The sequence below is a fragment of the Micromonospora costi genome (genome assembly GCF_003626655.1).
Lineage (GTDB): Bacteria > Actinomycetota > Actinomycetes > Mycobacteriales > Micromonosporaceae > Micromonospora > Micromonospora costi.
Map to the genome: position 1 here is coordinate 1,899,069 of NZ_RBAN01000001.1, position 14,798 is coordinate 1,913,866.

The following is a 14,798-nucleotide window of genomic DNA, read 5'->3' on the forward strand; positions in this document are numbered from 1 at the left end:
CGCGCCGGTCAGCGGCTGGCGCGGGCACGCTCCTCGGCGACGAGTTCCCGGGTGGCCGGGGCGACCTCGGCGGCGAACAGTTCGAGCGTGGCCGGGTCGTCGGCGGCCAGGATGAACGCGCTCACCCCGTACTCCAGGGCCAGGCCCGCGAGGTCCTCCGCCCACTGCTCCGGCGGACCGTCGAGCAGCGCCCGGCCGTTGGTAGCGAACCGGCCGCCGATGTTGAGCAGCCGGCGCACCCCCGCGGGGTCCCGGCCGGCCGCGACGGCACCCTCATCGATGTGGGCGTTCATCGCCGTGAGATCGGCCGGCCCGCCCGAGAGGTACTGGAGGGTGGGCAGCCAGCCGTCGGCCACCCGCCCGGTCAGGCGCAGCATCCTCGGCTTGTACGCGCCGATCCAGACCTTCACGTCGTGGGCCGGCGCCGGACCCCGCTTCGCGCCCTGGACGCGGTAGTACGTGCCGTCGACGCGGATGCCGCCCGGCCTGTCGGCCGCCCACACCTCGCGGATGACGTGGATGGCCTCCTCCAGCGCGTCCACGGCCTGGCCGGGGCTGAGCCGCCGGCCGCCCATCGCCTCGATGGCGTCCCAGAACCCGCCGGCGCCGATGCCCAGCTCGAAGCGGCCGCCACTCAGCAGGTCGAGGCTCGCCGCGCTGCGCGCCAGCACCGCCGGCTGCCGCAGCGGCAGGTTGAGCACGTTGCCGCTGAGGTGGATCCGCTCGGTGCGCGCGGCCGCGTAGCTCAGCAGCGTCCACGTGTCGTGGAACCGCGGCTGGTACGGGTGGTCCTGGAAGGTGACCAGGTCCAGCCCGGCCCGGTCGGCGGTCACGGCCAGGTCCACGGCGTGGTGGACGGGCTGGGCGGTGGGGGTCACGAAGGCACCGAAGAGCAGGTCGTGCCCGTAGTCGGTCATGGTGTCGTCCTCGCTGACGGTTCGGGTGTGGGCTCGGGTGCGATGGCGAAGTTGTCGCGGAACAGGCAGTCCGGGTCGTACCGCCTCTTCAGCGTCCGCAGCCGGGCCAGGGTGCGGGGCGGGAACGCCTCGCCGACGCGTTCGGGGCGCAGGTCCGTCTCGAAACTGAGGTAGGTGCCGCGCAGGTGGGGGCCGAGGAGGTCGTCCCAGAGAGCGTCCAGCCGCCCCCGGTGCCGGCCGAACGCGGTGACGTGGAAGTTGGCCCCGCGGTGGCTCCAGGCCATCGCGTCCGGGTCCACGTCGGTCACGGCGCCGCCGATCGACCGGATGTGGAAGAAGTAGACGACCCCGCTGGCCAGCAGGCGGGCGGCGGCCTCCGCGAACTCGGGCGTGAGGTGCGCGAGCAGGCCGGTGCGGGAGATCGGTTCGCCCTGGGCCTGGTGCGGGGCGTCGCTCGCGTTCGCCATCACCGAGGCGTACGAGGTGATGACGACCGACTGGTCGTAGCCCGGCGCGATGTCGGCGACCGGCTGGAGCTGCGCGACGATCGTCGCCGGGTCGTCCGAGTCGACCATCGCCATCACCTGGGCGACCGGCGGCTGACCCGGCCGGGGCGGGCCCATGAGGATGGCGCTCGTGAGGTCGCGCGGCGCGGCCTCGACGGCGGCGCCCCAGCGCGTCAGGAGGTCCGTGGGGCGGCTGGCGTCCAGCGCGAACTGGGCCCAGCCCACCGGTCCGACCTCGTCGACCTCGAACTCGAACGCGGTCACGATCCCGAAGTTGGCGCCGGCGCCGCGTACCGCCCAGAACAGGTCGGGGTTCTCGGTGTCGCTGGCGCGGACCTGGGTGCCGTCGGCGAGGACCAGCTCGACCGCGCGCAGGTGGTCGATGGTCAGGCCGTGCTTGCGGGCCAGCCAGCCGACGCCGCCGGCGGTGGCGAGGCCGCCCACGCCCACGCCGCCGTAGTCGCCGGAGGTGAGGGCCCAGCCGTACGGGGCGAGGGCTGCGGCCACGTCCATCCAGCGGGCCCCGGGCCCGATCCGGACGCGGCGGGTCGCCTCGTCGAGCACCCGGATCTCGTTCATCCGGGCGAGGCTGATCACGAGGCCGCCGTCGTTGGTCGACCGGCCGCTGATGCCGTGGCCGCCGCTGCGGACGCCCAGCGGCAGGTGGCGGTGCGCCCGGGCGAAGGCGAGCGCGTCGGCCACCTCGGCCGGGTCACGGGGCCGGAGCACCAGGCCGGGCGCGCCGCCGCGCAGGTAGGTCGACTTCACGTGGGCGTAGGCGATGTCGCCGGGCTCCACGGCGCCGTCGGCCAGGGAGGCCGGCACCTCGTCGTACGCGATTCCCGGACGCCGCTTCGCGCGGACGCTCGCGGTGCGCCGGGCGGTGCGCGGCAGCGGGGCGGGCAGGGCCCGGTCGACGGCCTCCCGCAGCGCCGGCGCGACCTCGCGCGCGAACCGCTCCAGCGTCGCGCCGTCGTCGGTCATCAGGACGATGGTGCCGATGCCGTGCTCGACGACCAGCGGCAGCAGGTCCTCGACCCAGTCGGCGGCCGGTCCGTGCAGGAAGCCCTGGCGGGTGGCGGAGAACCGGCCGGAGACGTTCAGCAGCCGGCGGATCTCCGCCGGGTCGCGCCCGGCCGCCCGGGCCGCCTCGTCGATGATCTTGTTGGCGGTACCGAGGTCGTCCGGGCCGGACGTGGCGAGCCACCCGTCGGCCTTCGTACCGACCAGCCGGAGCAACCGGGGATCGGAGCCGCCGAGCCAGATCGGGATGTGGTGCGCCGGCAGCGGGCCGCGCGACGCGCCCGCGAGGCGGTGGTGGTCGCCGAGGTAGCGGACCGGTGTGGGGTCACCCGCGTCCAGCACGGCCCGGACGACGTCGATCGACTCGTCGAGCGCGTCGACCGCCGTGCGCGGGTCGAGCCGGGGGCCGCCCACCGCCTCGACCGCGTCGAGGCCGGACGCGCCGGCGGAACCGGCCGCGACCCGGTCACCCGTGCCCAGGGCGAGCTGCAGCCGGCCGCCGGAGAGCAGGTCCAGGCTGGCGGCGGAGCGGGCGATGACGGCCGGGGACCGCAGCGGCGCGGTGAGCACGTTCGCGGCGAGATGGATCCGGTCGGTCCTCCCGGCGACCCAGGAGAGCAGCGTCCAGGCGTCCAGGTGCGCCGGCTGGTCCGGGTCGTCGGGGAAGGTGACCAGGTCGTACCCGAGCGCCTCGGCGCGCCGGGCGAGCGCCACCGGGGTCTCGGGTGAGGCGTTCACCGGTGTGATGAACGTGCCGAACTCGAGGCGGTGGCCGTAGTTACCTGACACGACTGTCTCCCGAAGGTTGATGCGTCAACCAGAATACGGCTCGCGCCGAACCCCCGCCTGTGATCCGCGTCATCAGGAGCCGACCCCGTGTTCTCCGGCCGGGCCGCTCCGCGCGCCGCGATTTACGCTGGTCGGGTGGGCGATTCCGGCAACCGGCTCGACGAGCGCGAATACCAGGTCTGGCGCGCCTTCCACCGGATGCACGACAAGCTCGCGCTCGCCCTGAACCAGCACCTCCAGCAGGACGCGGGCATCTCCGAGTCCGACTTCCAGGTGCTCGCCGCGCTGGCCGAGGCCCCGCGGCACGCGCTGCGTGCCCGCGAGCTGCGCGAGGAGCTCCAGTGGGAGAAGAGCCGCCTCGCGCACCAGATCCGCCGGATGGAACAGCGCGGGCTGGTCGCCCGCGACGACTGCCCCGAGGACGGCCGCGCGGCCACCGTCCGGATCACGGACGTGGGGCTGAGCACCGTCCGGGGCGCCGCGCAGGCCCACGCGGCCCGGGTCCGCGAACTCTTCTTCGACGCGCTCACGCCGGCCCAGCTCGACGCCTTCGACGAGGCCGGCGCCGCCGTGCTCGAACGGCTGCGGCAGCGCTGCCCCGCGGAGGCGCCGTGAGCGGGCCGGTGGTCCTAGACTGCCGGGATGGGGCACCGGGCGTGACCAGCGAGATGGGTGCTTCGACGCCGTACGGTCATGTCTGCTGGGTTCATGACGATCCGGCCCCTTTCCATCACGCGGCCCAGGCGTTCCTCACCGCCGGGCTCGCAGCCGGGGAACGGCTCTGGTACGTGGCCGCCGGCCCCGCCGAGCCGGTCGTCGCGCGGTTGTCCGCCGTACCGGCGCTGCGCGACGCACTGGCCCGCGGGACGGCCGAGGTGGTGTCGGTCGGCGACACGTACCGCAGCGACGCCGTCGTGGACGGCCCGACCCAGGTGCGGGCGTACGCCGACGCGACCGAGGCCGCCCTCGCCGACGGCTTCCGGGGGCTGCGGGTGGTGGCCGAGGCGACCCCGCTGGTCCGCACCCCGGCCCAGCTCGACGCGTTCGCCCGCTACGAGCACCTGGTCGACCGGTACATGCGCGCCCGGCCCTTCTCCGCCATGTGCGGGTACGACCGGCGGGAGATCGGCAGCCGGGCCGCGGCCGAGCTGGCCTGCCTGCACCCGGAGACGAACGCGCCGGAGGCGTCCTTCCAGCTCTACGCCTGTGATTCACAGGGTGACCGGGCCGGGCTCGCCGGCGAGCTGGATCTCACCGCGGAGGACCTGTTCACCACCGCGCTGGAGCGGGCCGACCTGCGGCCGGTCGACGGCCGCCTGGTGGTGCAGGCTCCCGGGCTGCGCTTCATCGACCACCGGGCGCTGCTACGCCTGCACGACTACGGCCGGCGCCGGAACGCGAGCGTGGTGCTCCGCTCGCCGCACGCCACCGCGTCCCGCCTCGCGGGTCTGCTCGACCTGCCCGGGCTCACGGTGGAGGTGACCGGATGAGGACGGGCGCCGCCGCCGGCCACCAGGGCTATTACCACGAGGCCGTCCGCTACGGCTCCGACGAGGAGCTGCTCGCCGTCGTGGTGCCGTTCCTGCTCGACGGCGTCGGGGCGGGCGAGCCGACGTTCGTGGCCCTCGGCGAGCGTACGGGCGGGCTGGTGCGGGCGGCCCTGCCCACCGGCTCCGGCGTCGAGTTCCTCACCGGCGGCAGCGTCTACGCCCGGCCCACCGCCGCGATCCGCTCCTACCGGGAGCTGCTGCACGCCCAAGTGACCGCCGGCGCCGGCCAGATCCGGATCGTGGGCGAGCTGCCCACGGCCACGTTCGGCGCGACGTGGGACTGGTGGGCCCGGTACGAGTCGGCCATCAACCACGCGTACGACGACTTCCCCCTGTGGAGCATGTGCGCGTACGACACCCGGATCACGCCCCCGCACGTGCTCGACGAGGTGGCCCGTACGCACCCCCGGTTCGCCACCCCGGACGGGGCCCACGTGCCCAGCCTGGCCTACACCGAACCGACCGTCTACCTCTGCGAGGACCGGGGGGCGCCCCCCGACCCGTTGCAGACGGCACCCCCGCTGGTCGAGCTGACCGACCCCACGGCCGCGCAGGCCCGCGCCGCCGTGTACACCGTCGACCGCGGTGCCCTGCCCGCGGACGACGTGGAGGATCTCGTGGTGGCCGTCAGCGAGACCGTCACCAACGCGCTGCGGCACGGGCGCCCGCCCGTCCGGCTGCGCCTCTGGGCGGGCCCGGACCGCATCGTGGCGACGGTGACCGACGAGGGAGCCGGCCCGAAGGACCCGTTCGTCGGTCTCCTTCCGGCCGGCGACGGGGCCACCGGCGGTCTCGGCCTGTGGATCACCTACCAGTCGTGCAACCACGTGAGCCTGCACCGCGGCGGCCCGGCCGGCTTCACCCTGCGGCTCACGGCCGGCAACCCGCACTGACCGGCGACCCCGGCCGGCGTCGCCGCCGGCCGCCGGCCGGTGCCGTCACTCCGCCACCACCAGCGCCTGCGGTGCGGCCTGCTTCATCCGCGTACGCAGCCACTTGAGCTGTATCGAGGTCTCACCCTCGCAGCGCTTGACGACCGCGAGCAGGTCCCGGTCCCGGGCGCCGTACGCGGCCTGCCCCACCACGGTCCAGCTGATGTCGCACTCGGCGGCCATGAGGTAGAGGTCCTGGAGATCGCGCAGGAGACCGATGCCGCCGCTGCGGGTGCCCCGGAACAGCTCCGAGTGCAGCCGGTCCGGCTCGGCCGGCGCCTCCTCGGCGTAGCGGGCCGCGAACGGCTGCAACTGCGCGGCGTGCTCGTCGCAGCGCTCCGCCAGCTGCTGGCAGAGGTGGTAGACGTCGGGCTCCTCCCCGTGCGCGCTGCCGACCTGCCGGAACGCGTCGGCGAGGTTGACCTGGGCGCGGTGCAGCAGACCGAGGTAGTGGGCGAGGTGCATGGTCACTCCCCTCCGGTGTGGCTGGTCGCCTCTGCCGCCGGGCCGCCGACCGTGGCCGGCACGACGGCCGCCACGGGCGCGCTGCCCCCGACGGTGGGGGCCGGTGACGGTACGCCTCCGCCGTCGGCGAGACGGGCCACGGCGACCGCGGCGACCTTGAACAGCGGCTGTTTGGACACCGGGTCCCAGGCCGTGATGGTCAGCTCGTTGGCGGCCCGCGGCGTACGCTCGGCCGGGTCCTGGTCGAACCAGCCGTAGTGGAACGGCAGGAAGACCACCCCGGGCCGGATCCCGCTGAGCCGGGCCCGGGCCTGCACGGCGCCGCGCGCCGAGGCCACACCGACCAGGTCGCCCTCCACGATGCCGAGGCGCTCGGCGTCGGCCACGTTGAGCTCCACCCAGACGTCCGGCGCCGCGGCGTCCAGCTGCGGCGCCCGCCCGGTCTTCGTCCGGGTGTGGAAGTGGTAGACGGTGCGGCCGGTGGTGAGCAGCAACGGGTGCCCCTCGTCGGGCACCTCCGGCGAGGGCCGGTAGTCGACCGCGTGCAGGAACGCCCGTCCACCCGGCTGCTTGGCCCGGTACTCCTCGGCCGTGAACTCGGCGCCGGTGGCCAGGTCCTGGCCGTAGGTCTCGCACACCTCCGGGTCGGTGGGGAAGATCCCGTCGGTGTAGAGCCGCTCGGTGCCGTCCGGCCGGGCGTCGGTGCACGGCCACTGGATGCCGCTGCCGCCCCGCAGCTTGTCGTACGTGAGGCCGGTGTAGTCGCACGGCCGCCCCCGCGAGCACTCCTTCCACGCCTCGAACGCCTCCTCCGGGGTCGTCCACGGGATCAGCGGCCTGCCGTCCCGGTCGCGGAAGTCCATGCGCCGCGCGTAGTCGAGGAAGATGTCCAGGTCGGCGCGCGCCTCGCCGGGCGGGTCCACCGCCTTCTCGCTGAGGTGCACCGTCCGGTCCACGTTGGTGAAGGTGCCCGTCTTCTCACCCCAGGTCGCGCCGGGCAGCACCACGTCGGCGAGTTCGGCCGTCTCGGTCAGGAAGAGGTCCTGCACCACCACGAACAGCTCGGGCCGGCGCAGGATGCGCCGGATACGGGCCAGGTCGGGCAGCGAGACCGCCGGGTTCGTGGCGCTGATCCAGAGCAGCTTGATCGATCCCTGCTCGGCGTACCGGAAGATCTGCATGGCGTGCGTCGGCGGCGCCCAGTGTGGGATCACCTCGGGCTCGACGTTCCACAGCCGGGCCAGCTCCGCGATGTGCTCCGGGTTGTCCCAGTTCCGCAGGCCGGGCAGGTCACCGTCGGCGCCGGTCTCCCGGGTGTTCTGGGCGGTCGGCTGGCCGTTCATCTGATAGATGCCCGCGCCGGGGCGCCCGATCATCCCGCGCAGCAGGTGCAGGTTGTTGACCTGGCAGGCCGCCGCGGTGGCCTGGTTGGACTGGTAGAAGCCCTGGAGCACGGTGGAGAGCAGCCGCCGGGAGGAGCCGAGCAGTTCCGCGGCACGGCGTACGTCGGCCGCGGGCACGTCACAGATGTCCGCCGCCCGCTCCGGCGGGTACCCGTCGACCCGCCGGGCCAGCTCGTCGAAGCCGAGCGTGTGCGCGGCCACGTACTCCTCGTCGTACCAGCCGTTGCGGATGATCTCCCGCAGCAGGCCGTTCATCAGCGCCACGTTGGTGCCGTTGCGGATCGGGAGGTGCACGTCGGCCTCCCGGGTCACCGCCGTGGAGCGCGGATCGACGGCGAGCATCGCCGGCGGGTTCGGGCCGCGCCGCCGGTCCAGCATCCGCATCCACAGCACGGTCTGTGTCTCCGCCACGTTGTGGCCCCACAGCGCGATCGCGTCGCAGTGGTCCACGTCGGTGTACGAACCGGGCTGGCCGTCCGCGCCGAACGTGGCCTTCAGCGCCGATGCGGCCGTCGCCGTGCAGAGGCGGGTGTTGCCGTCCATGTGCGGGGTGCCCAGTCCCGCCTTGCCGATTACCCCGAGGGTGTAGTACTCCTCCAGGAACAGCTGCCCCGTCGTGTAGAAGCCGAAGTGGCCCCACCCGCCCGGCCCCGCGAGCAGTTCGTTCGACCGGGCCACGATCCGGCCCATGGCGGTGTCCCAGTCCGTCTCCACGAGCCGGCCGCCCTCGCGTACCAGCGGGCGGGTCAGCCTGTCCGGGCTGTTGTTGGCCTGCCACCCGTAGAGGTCCTTCGGGTCGAGGCGCCCCCGGTTGACCCGGTCGACGGCCCGACCCCGGACGCCCACGATGCGGCCGTCGCGCACCGCGATGTCGACGGCGTCACCGTTGGAGTGCAGCACCGAGGCCGACTGCACCCAGGAGTCCACATCCGACTCGCGCAGGTCGCCGTCGAGGAAGGTGTCCACGCGCACCGGCCACTCCTGCCCCGCGCCGTACGGTGTGCGGGGACCCCAGGGGTCGGCGATCCGGTCAACCATGATCCGTTCCCTCCGCCGTGAGGACCTCCGGGCCACTGGTCCGTACCTTTCTCCACGAAACCGATCCTCACACCTGGGCCGCTCACATCGGGGGAAACGGGCTGCATCCGGCCGCGTCGGCCGCCGAGGAATGGGACCTCGAGGAGGCGGGTAGCCGTCTCCGTGGCCGACTGGGTGCAGCTGTTCGTTCCGAGCACGCCGCTGCTCGAGACGGTCGTGCGGGGCAGCGTCATGTACCTGACGCTCTTCGGGCTGCTCCGGGTCATCCTCAAGCGCGAGAGCGGCACCACCGGCGTCACCGACCTGCTGGTCATCGTGCTGCTCGCCGACGCCGCCCAGAACGGGATGTCGGGCAACTACACCTCCATCACCGACGGGGTCCTGCTCGTCGCAGTGATCATCGGCTGGTCGTACCTGCTGGACGCCGTGGCGTACCGGTGGCCTGCCGCGGCCCGGCTCATCCGGCCTAGTTCACTGGTCCTGGTGCGGGACGGACGGATGCTGCACCGCAACATGCGACGGGAACTGATCACGGACGAGGAGCTGCGCCAGCAGCTCCGCGAGCAGGGCATCGACGACGTGGCGAAGGTGCGGGAGGCGCGCATGGAGTCCGACGGACAGCTCAGCGTCACCACCCGTACCAAGGATCAACCCCGAAAACAGGGCCGGAAGCGGGGCGTGTACTAGCCCGCCGTTTGCCCGCCGCAGGGTCGGGAACGCGTGTGGTGCCCGGCGCGAGGCCGTGCCTCGTGCCCGTCACACGGATGGAGGCTGAGATGACCAGCCGCGAGCAACTGCACGATCTGCGTCAGCGCGCCCACAACGCGGGCATCGAGGGCAACTCCAAGATGACGGAGAGCCAGCTGAAGGACGCCCTCAAGAGGGTCGACAAGGGCATGGACCCGCAGACCGCGAAGCAGCAGACCAAGCGGTGACGCTGCTCGTCCCGCCGACCGCCCCGGTACGCCGGAGCGGTCGGCGGTTCCTTCTCAGCTGATGGTGGCCAGCAGGTCACGGCAGGCACGCTCGCACTCGCGGCAGGCCTCGGCACAGATCCGGCAGTGTTCGTGCCGGTCGGCGTGCCGGGCGCACTCGTCACCACAGGCCCGGCAGGTGGTGGCACACGCCTCCAGCATGCTGCGGGTGACGTTGGCGTCGTAACCGGTGTGGCGGGACAGGACCCGGGACGTCGTGGTGCAGACGTCCGCGCAGTCGAGGTCCGACCGGGCGCACTTGGCCAACTCGGCCACCATGTCCTCGCTGAGACAGGCGTCCGCGCAGGCGGTGCAGGCCTGGGCGCAGGCGTTGATTGTGTCGATCACCGCGGCGAGTTTCGCCCGGTCCAGGTTGATCGACTTCGGGTACGCATCGAGCATGGACGTGGTGACGCTGGCCATCGCGGATCGCCTCCGATCGTCGGCGGTTGCCTTCCCCGACCGGCCGTACCCGAAGGGCCCGTGGCCATGCCTGGTGGCCGGCGGCGCCCGCGTGCCGGACGGCCACGAGCACCCGCGGCCCGTCAACGGGGCGTCAAGATTGGCCGCACGAGCGTCATAACGCCGTATCGGCACCGGCTACCGGCCCGCCGGCTCGCCACGATGACGACATGACCTCACGACGGTCGGGGAGGCGGGACCGGGAGCCGGTGGACGCCGGATGGCTGGTCCGGCGAACACCGGACCAGCCGGTCGACGGCCCACCCGGGCAGGAGCCGGAACGGCGGCACGAGGTGCTGGTCGGGGTCCGGCTCACGGCCGCCACACCCGGTAGCCACCTGCTGGAGTACCTGCGTACCGAGCCGTGCGCGGTCGCCGCCTGGTGGATCGCGGCGGACATCGACGCCGTGGTGCGCCTCTCCGCCGACAGCCTGACGACCCTGCACCGTGCCGTCGTCGACCTGCGGCGGCGTGGCGGCGCCGAGGTGGTCGTCACGCACTCCATCCTGCGCGCCCTCGACCTGTCCCCCGCCACACCGGCGGTCGGCGCCGCACCGGTCCGCCTGGGGGAACCGGCATGAGCCGCCTCTCCCCGTCCCCGCGCATCGTCGTGGGCGTCGACCGGTCGTACGCCGGGCTGGAGGCGCTGCGCACCGCCGTACGCCTGGCCCGCCGCGACGGCGCGTGCGTGCACGCGGTACGGGCGTGGGCCTTCGCGCCCGTCTGGCGCCCCGGCACCATGCCCTGGATCTGGCAGGAGGACCTGGCCCGGGCGGCCCGCGTGTACGTGAAGGAGGCCTTCGACGCCGCGCTGGGGGGCGTACCCCACGACGTGGCCGTGCGGGTCGTCGCGGAGCAGGGCTACGCCGGCCAGGTGCTGGTCGACCACGCGTTCCGCGACAACGACGTCCTGGTCGTGGGCAGCCCCCGGCGGGGCCGGTTCGGCGCGGGCGGGCACGTCACCCGGTACTGCGTGTCGCGGGCCGGCGTGCCCGTCATCGCGGTGCCCGCGCCGGCCTGGGCCCGCGCCGAGACGATCCGGCGCTTCGGCCGCGATCTCGAACGATTCACCCCGTGACCGGCCGTCCCGACGGCCGGCCGACAACCTGGACGAAAGGCACCACGATGGACGACGGTCCGGATACCTGGCTCGTCCCGGTACGCACCGTGCCGGGACGAGACCTGGTGGTCGTACGGACCGGCCGGCTCCCGCAGGGGCAGCGGGTCGGTCTCGCCTTCAGCGGGCCGGAGAAACTGGCCGCCGCGATGGGCGACGACCAGCCGTGGATCCAGCTCTGCGAGGCCGCGCTGCGGGGCATGCTGAGGCCGCTGGGCGTCGAGCGGATCCAGGTCGACCCACTCCTCGTGGCGCCTCCCGTCCGGCCCGAGCCGTCCCGCGTGCCGGTGGTCCGCCGGCCCGCGCTCGCCGGGGCGCGCGACGCGTCCGGTCCACCGCTCAGGGCCGGTACCGGTAGCCCATCCCGGGCTCGGTGATCAGGTGCCGGGGGCGTGCCGGGTCGTCCTCCAGCTTGCGGCGCAGCTGCGCCAGGTACTGCCGCAGGTAGTTGCTCTCGTTCTCGTACTCCGGCCCCCACACCTCGTGCAGCAGCTGCCGCTGGCTGACCAGCTTGCCGGGGTGGCGTAGCAGCTTCTCCAGCACGGACCACTGGATCGGGGTCAGCTTGACCTCGACGCCGTCGTCACGGGTGACCGTGTGGTCGGCGAGGTCGACGGTGTGGCGTCCCACGCGCAGGGTGGCGCCGGTCTCGCTGGCGGGGCTGAGCCGCCGGGTGACCGCCCGGATGCGGGCCAGCAGTTCCTCGACCCCGAACGGTTTGGTCACGTAGTCGTCGGCGCCCGCGTCCAGCGCCTCCACCTTGTCCTCGCTGCCGGCCCGTCCGGAGAGCACGATGATCGGCACGCTCGTCCACCCGCGCAGGCCGCGGATCACCTCGACGCCGTCCATGTCGGGCAGGCCCAGGTCGAGGACGACCAGGTCGGGCGGGTGACTCGCGGCGGCCTTGAGCGCGCCCGCGCCGGTGTCGGCGACCACGACGTCGTACCGGCGGGCGCGCAGGTTGATCCTCAAGGCCCGCAGGATCTGCGGTTCGTCGTCGACGACCAGGACGCGTGTCATTCCTGTGGTCCCTCCACCATGCCCGCGGTGGCGGCCGGCAGCCGCAGCACCATGGTCAGTCCACCACCCGGCGTGGTCTCCGGAGTGAGACTGCCGCCCATCGCCTCGGCGAGTCCACGCGAGAGCGCCAGCCCGAGCCCCACCCCGGTCTGGTTGTCCCGGTCGCCGAGGCGCTGGAAGGGCAGGAACACGTGCTCCCACTGGTCCTCGGGAATGCCCGGGCCCGTGTCGATGACCCGCAGCTCGACCTGGCCGGCGTGCGCGCTCGCGGTCACGGTGGGCGGGCGGTCGGGCGGGCTGTAGCGCAGAGCGTTGGCGATGATGTTGACGAGCACCCGTTCCAGCAGGCCGGGGTCGGCGGTGGCGGCCGGCAGGTCGGCCGGGATGTCGGTGCTGACGCCCGCCGCGGGCGGCCCAAGTTCGTCCAGGGCGCGCGGCACGGCGTCCTCCAGGCCGATCGCGGCCGGGGTGAGGCCCAGCACGCCCGCCTGGAGCCGGCTCATGTCGAGCAGGTTCGCCACCAGGCGGGCCAGCCGGTCCAGCGACTCCTCGGCGGTGGCCAGCAGCTCCGCCCGGTCCGCCTCGTCGAACTCGATGTCCGGGCTGCGCAGGCTGGTCACGGCCGCCTTCGCCGAGGCCAGCGGCGTACGCAGGTCGTGGCTGACGGCCGCGAGCAGCGCGGTCCGCATCCGGTCCGCCTCGGCGAGCGGCCGGGCCGTGGCGGCCTCCTCGGCCAGCCGCTCCTGCCGCAGCGCCACCGCGGCCTGCGCGGCGAACGCCTCGACGAGCCGGCGGTCGGCGGCCTCCAGTCGCCGCCCGCAGAGCACGATGGTGATCCGCTCGTCGACGGGCACGGTGGTCTCCCCGACGTCCGGCGTGGTAGCCGGGTGTTCGCCGACGCTCGCCACCACGCACCAGGACCGCTCCTCCCGCGCCCGGGCCGGCCGGCCGCTGGCCTCCTCGGCGAGTTCCAGCATGCTGACGGCGCGCAGCCCGAACGTCTCCCGCAGTTGGTCGAGCAGCGCGATGAGCGGCCGCCCGCCCCGGAGCACGCCACCGGCCACCGCGGCGAGGGTCTGGGCGTCGGCGGCGGCCCGGGCGGCCTCCCGGGTGCGCCGCGCGGCGACGTCCACGACCCAGCTGACCGAGACCGCCACCCCGACGAAGACGGCCAGGGCGAGCAGGTTGTCCGGCTCGTTGATGGTCAGCGTGTGGAAGGGCGGGGTGAAGAACCAGTTGAGGATCAGCGACCCGCCGAGCGCGGCCACGAGCGCCGGCCAGAGCCCGCCGACGAGAGCGACCGCGACCACGGCGGCGAGAAAGAGCAGGATGTCGCTGGCCAGGGTGAGGTCGGGCAGGAGGGTGAGCGCCAGCGTCAGCAGCGGCACGCCGAGCGCCGCGAGGGCGAAACCGAGCAACCGCCGGCGCCGGGACAGCGCCGCCGGCACCCCACCGGCCCGACGCCCGCGGCCGGCCTCGGTGTGGGTGACCAGGTGCACGTCGATGGCGCCGGAGTGCGCGATGGTCGTCACGCCGACGCCACGGGAGAGCAGTTGGGCGAAGCGGCCGCGGCGGCTGGCGCCGAGCACCAGCTGGGTGGCGTTGACGCCCCGGGCGAAGTCGAGCAGGGCGGCCGGCACGTCGGCCCCGAGGACCTGGTGGTACGTGCCGCCGAGGCTCTCCACGAGCACCCGCTGCCGGGCGAGCTGCGCCGGGTCGGCGCCGACGAGCCCGTCGCTGCGGGCCACGTGCACGGCGAGCAGGTCGGCGCCCTTGCTGCGGGCCGCGATACGGGCCGCTCTGCGTACCAGGGTCTCCCCCTCCGGCCCGCCGGTCAGCGCCACGACCACCCGCTCGCGGGTCTCCCACGTCTCGGCGATGCCCTGCTGGTCGCGGTAGCGGCCGAGCTGCTCGTCCACCTTGTCGGCCAGCCAGAGCAGCGCCAGCTCGCGCAGCGCCGTGAGGTTGCCGACCCGGAAGTAGTTGCCCAACGCCGCGTCGATCTTGTCGGGCCGGTAGATGTTGCCGTGCGCCATCCGCCGCCGCAGCGCCTCGGGGGTCATGTCGACCAGCTCGACCTGCTCGGCGGCCCGCACGATCTCGTCGGGCACCGTCTCCCGCTGGACGGTCCCGGTGATCTGGGCGACGACGTCGTTGACCGATTCGAGGTGCTGGATGTTGACCGTGGAGAGCACGTCGATGCCGGCGTCGAGTAGCTCCTGGACGTCCTGCCAGCGCTTGCCGTTGCGGGAGCCGGGCACGTTCGTGTGCGCCAGTTCGTCGACCACGGCCACCTGCGGCCGGCGCGCGAGGATCGCGTCGACGTCCATCTCGGCGAACTCGCTGCTCCGGTACTCGATCGAGCGGCGGGGCACCTGCTCCAGGTCGCCGATCATGGCCGCGGTGTGCTTGCGGCCGTGGGTCTCGACCAGCCCGATCACCACGTCGGTGCCCCGCTCGGCCCGCCGGTGTGCCTCCTCGAGCATGGCGTACGTCTTCCCGACGCCGGGTGCGGCGCCCAGGTAGATGCGCAGCTCTCCTCGTGGCACGGAACCATCCTCTCCTGCGCCCGGTGACGGGCGGTCACGGCGCGGGGCGAGAC

Annotated in this window: 15 protein-coding genes; 8 read left to right on the forward strand and 7 right to left on the reverse strand. The window is 73.8% G+C overall.

Annotation, left to right across the window (positions count from 1 at the left end; translation table 11 throughout):
- Positions 1-8: 8 nt before the first annotated feature.
- Both D7193_RS08630 and D7193_RS08635 read right to left on the reverse strand, forming a co-directional pair.
- Positions 9-917, reverse strand: a complete 909-nt coding sequence (locus D7193_RS08630) for an LLM class flavin-dependent oxidoreductase (RefSeq protein ID WP_120778745.1) — start codon at positions 915-917, stop codon at positions 9-11.
- On the reverse strand, positions 914-3,235 hold the full coding sequence (locus D7193_RS08635; protein ID WP_241562854.1) for an LLM class flavin-dependent oxidoreductase: 2,322 nt from the start codon (positions 3,233-3,235) through the stop codon (positions 914-916). The genes D7193_RS08630 and D7193_RS08635 overlap by 4 nt, the downstream gene beginning before the upstream one ends.
- Before the next feature lie 135 nt (positions 3,236-3,370).
- On the opposite strand from D7193_RS08635, the gene D7193_RS08640 reads away from it, so the two are divergent.
- Genes D7193_RS08640 through D7193_RS08650 form a run of 3 tightly spaced genes read left to right on the forward strand, consistent with a single transcriptional unit; the run spans position 3,371 to position 5,678 of the window.
- Complete coding sequence (locus D7193_RS08640) at positions 3,371-3,850, forward strand: MarR family winged helix-turn-helix transcriptional regulator (RefSeq protein WP_206611856.1); 480 nt, start codon at positions 3,371-3,373, stop codon at positions 3,848-3,850.
- A gap of 41 nt (positions 3,851-3,891) precedes the next feature.
- Positions 3,892-4,725, forward strand: coding sequence for an MEDS domain-containing protein (locus D7193_RS08645; RefSeq protein ID WP_206611857.1), 834 nt, complete (start codon positions 3,892-3,894; stop codon positions 4,723-4,725).
- Complete coding sequence (locus D7193_RS08650) at positions 4,722-5,678, forward strand: sensor histidine kinase (RefSeq protein WP_120778746.1); 957 nt, start codon at positions 4,722-4,724, stop codon at positions 5,676-5,678. The genes D7193_RS08645 and D7193_RS08650 overlap by 4 nt, the downstream gene beginning before the upstream one ends.
- Before the next feature lie 45 nt (positions 5,679-5,723).
- On the opposite strand, the gene D7193_RS08655 is transcribed toward D7193_RS08650, so the two are convergent.
- Both D7193_RS08655 and D7193_RS08660 read right to left on the reverse strand, forming a co-directional pair.
- On the reverse strand, positions 5,724-6,182 hold the full coding sequence (locus tag D7193_RS08655; protein WP_120778747.1) for a hypothetical protein: 459 nt from the start codon (positions 6,180-6,182) through the stop codon (positions 5,724-5,726).
- 2 nt (positions 6,183-6,184) lie between these two features.
- Complete coding sequence (locus D7193_RS08660; RefSeq protein WP_120778748.1) at positions 6,185-8,623, reverse strand: molybdopterin oxidoreductase family protein; 2,439 nt, start codon at positions 8,621-8,623, stop codon at positions 6,185-6,187.
- A 162-nt stretch (positions 8,624-8,785) separates the two neighbouring features.
- Here D7193_RS08660 and D7193_RS08665 point away from each other — a divergent pair, with 162 nt between their 5' ends.
- Together D7193_RS08665 and D7193_RS33380 are read left to right on the forward strand one after the other, a co-directional pair.
- Positions 8,786-9,310, forward strand: coding sequence for a DUF421 domain-containing protein (locus D7193_RS08665; RefSeq protein WP_120778749.1), 525 nt, complete (start codon positions 8,786-8,788; stop codon positions 9,308-9,310).
- A gap of 77 nt (positions 9,311-9,387) precedes the next feature.
- A complete protein-coding gene (locus D7193_RS33380; protein ID WP_158674783.1) occupies positions 9,388-9,558 on the forward strand; it encodes a hypothetical protein in 171 nt (56 codons plus the stop codon).
- A gap of 54 nt (positions 9,559-9,612) precedes the next feature.
- Here D7193_RS33380 and D7193_RS08670 read toward each other — a convergent pair whose 3' ends face one another.
- Positions 9,613-10,020 (reverse strand): four-helix bundle copper-binding protein, encoded by a 408-nt coding sequence (locus tag D7193_RS08670; protein ID WP_120778750.1) that lies wholly within the window; start codon positions 10,018-10,020, stop codon positions 9,613-9,615.
- Between the two features lie 209 nt (positions 10,021-10,229).
- Between D7193_RS08670 and D7193_RS08675 the strand changes: the two genes are divergently transcribed.
- The 3 genes from D7193_RS08675 to D7193_RS08685 are packed head-to-tail and all read left to right on the forward strand — an operon-like array spanning position 10,230 to position 11,553.
- Positions 10,230-10,640 carry a hypothetical protein gene (locus tag D7193_RS08675; RefSeq protein ID WP_147434342.1) on the forward strand — a complete coding sequence of 137 codons (411 nt, stop codon included), beginning with the start codon at positions 10,230-10,232 and terminating at the stop codon, positions 10,638-10,640.
- Positions 10,637-11,137: a universal stress protein gene (locus D7193_RS08680; RefSeq protein ID WP_120778752.1), complete on the forward strand. Its 501-nt coding sequence runs from the start codon at positions 10,637-10,639 to the stop codon at positions 11,135-11,137. The genes D7193_RS08675 and D7193_RS08680 overlap by 4 nt, the downstream gene beginning before the upstream one ends.
- Entirely contained in the window at positions 11,134-11,553 is a 420-nt protein-coding gene (locus tag D7193_RS08685; protein ID WP_120778753.1) for an SAV_915 family protein, read from the forward strand. Before D7193_RS08680 ends, D7193_RS08685 begins: the two co-directional genes overlap by 4 nt.
- On the opposite strand, the gene D7193_RS08690 is transcribed toward D7193_RS08685, so the two are convergent.
- Entirely contained in the window at positions 11,516-12,196 is a 681-nt protein-coding gene (locus D7193_RS08690) for a response regulator (protein ID WP_120778754.1), read from the reverse strand. The genes D7193_RS08685 and D7193_RS08690 overlap by 38 nt on opposite strands.
- Complete coding sequence (locus tag D7193_RS08695) at positions 12,193-14,745, reverse strand: sensor histidine kinase (RefSeq protein ID WP_120778755.1); 2,553 nt, start codon at positions 14,743-14,745, stop codon at positions 12,193-12,195. The genes D7193_RS08690 and D7193_RS08695 overlap by 4 nt, the downstream gene beginning before the upstream one ends.
- Between the last annotated feature and the right edge of the window lie 53 nt (positions 14,746-14,798).

Bases quoted from the DNA above. Each gene is read 5' to 3' on its own strand.
- D7193_RS08630 (WP_120778745.1), bottom strand. From the start codon at position 917: ATGACCGACTACGGGCACGACCTGCTCTTCGGTGCCTTCGTGACCCCC.
- D7193_RS08650 (WP_120778746.1), top strand. From the start codon at position 4,722: ATGAGGACGGGCGCCGCCGCCGGCCACCAGGGCTATTACCACGAGGCC.
- D7193_RS08655 (WP_120778747.1), bottom strand. From the start codon at position 6,182: ATGCACCTCGCCCACTACCTCGGTCTGCTGCACCGCGCCCAGGTCAAC.
- D7193_RS08660 (WP_120778748.1), bottom strand. From the start codon at position 8,623: ATGGTTGACCGGATCGCCGACCCCTGGGGTCCCCGCACACCGTACGGC.
- D7193_RS33380 (WP_158674783.1), top strand. From the start codon at position 9,388: ATGGAGGCTGAGATGACCAGCCGCGAGCAACTGCACGATCTGCGTCAG.
- D7193_RS08670 (WP_120778750.1), bottom strand. From the start codon at position 10,020: ATGGCCAGCGTCACCACGTCCATGCTCGATGCGTACCCGAAGTCGATC.
- D7193_RS08675 (WP_147434342.1), top strand. From the start codon at position 10,230: ATGACCTCACGACGGTCGGGGAGGCGGGACCGGGAGCCGGTGGACGCC.
- D7193_RS08680 (WP_120778752.1), top strand. From the start codon at position 10,637: ATGAGCCGCCTCTCCCCGTCCCCGCGCATCGTCGTGGGCGTCGACCGG.
- D7193_RS08690 (WP_120778754.1), bottom strand. From the start codon at position 12,196: ATGACACGCGTCCTGGTCGTCGACGACGAACCGCAGATCCTGCGGGCC.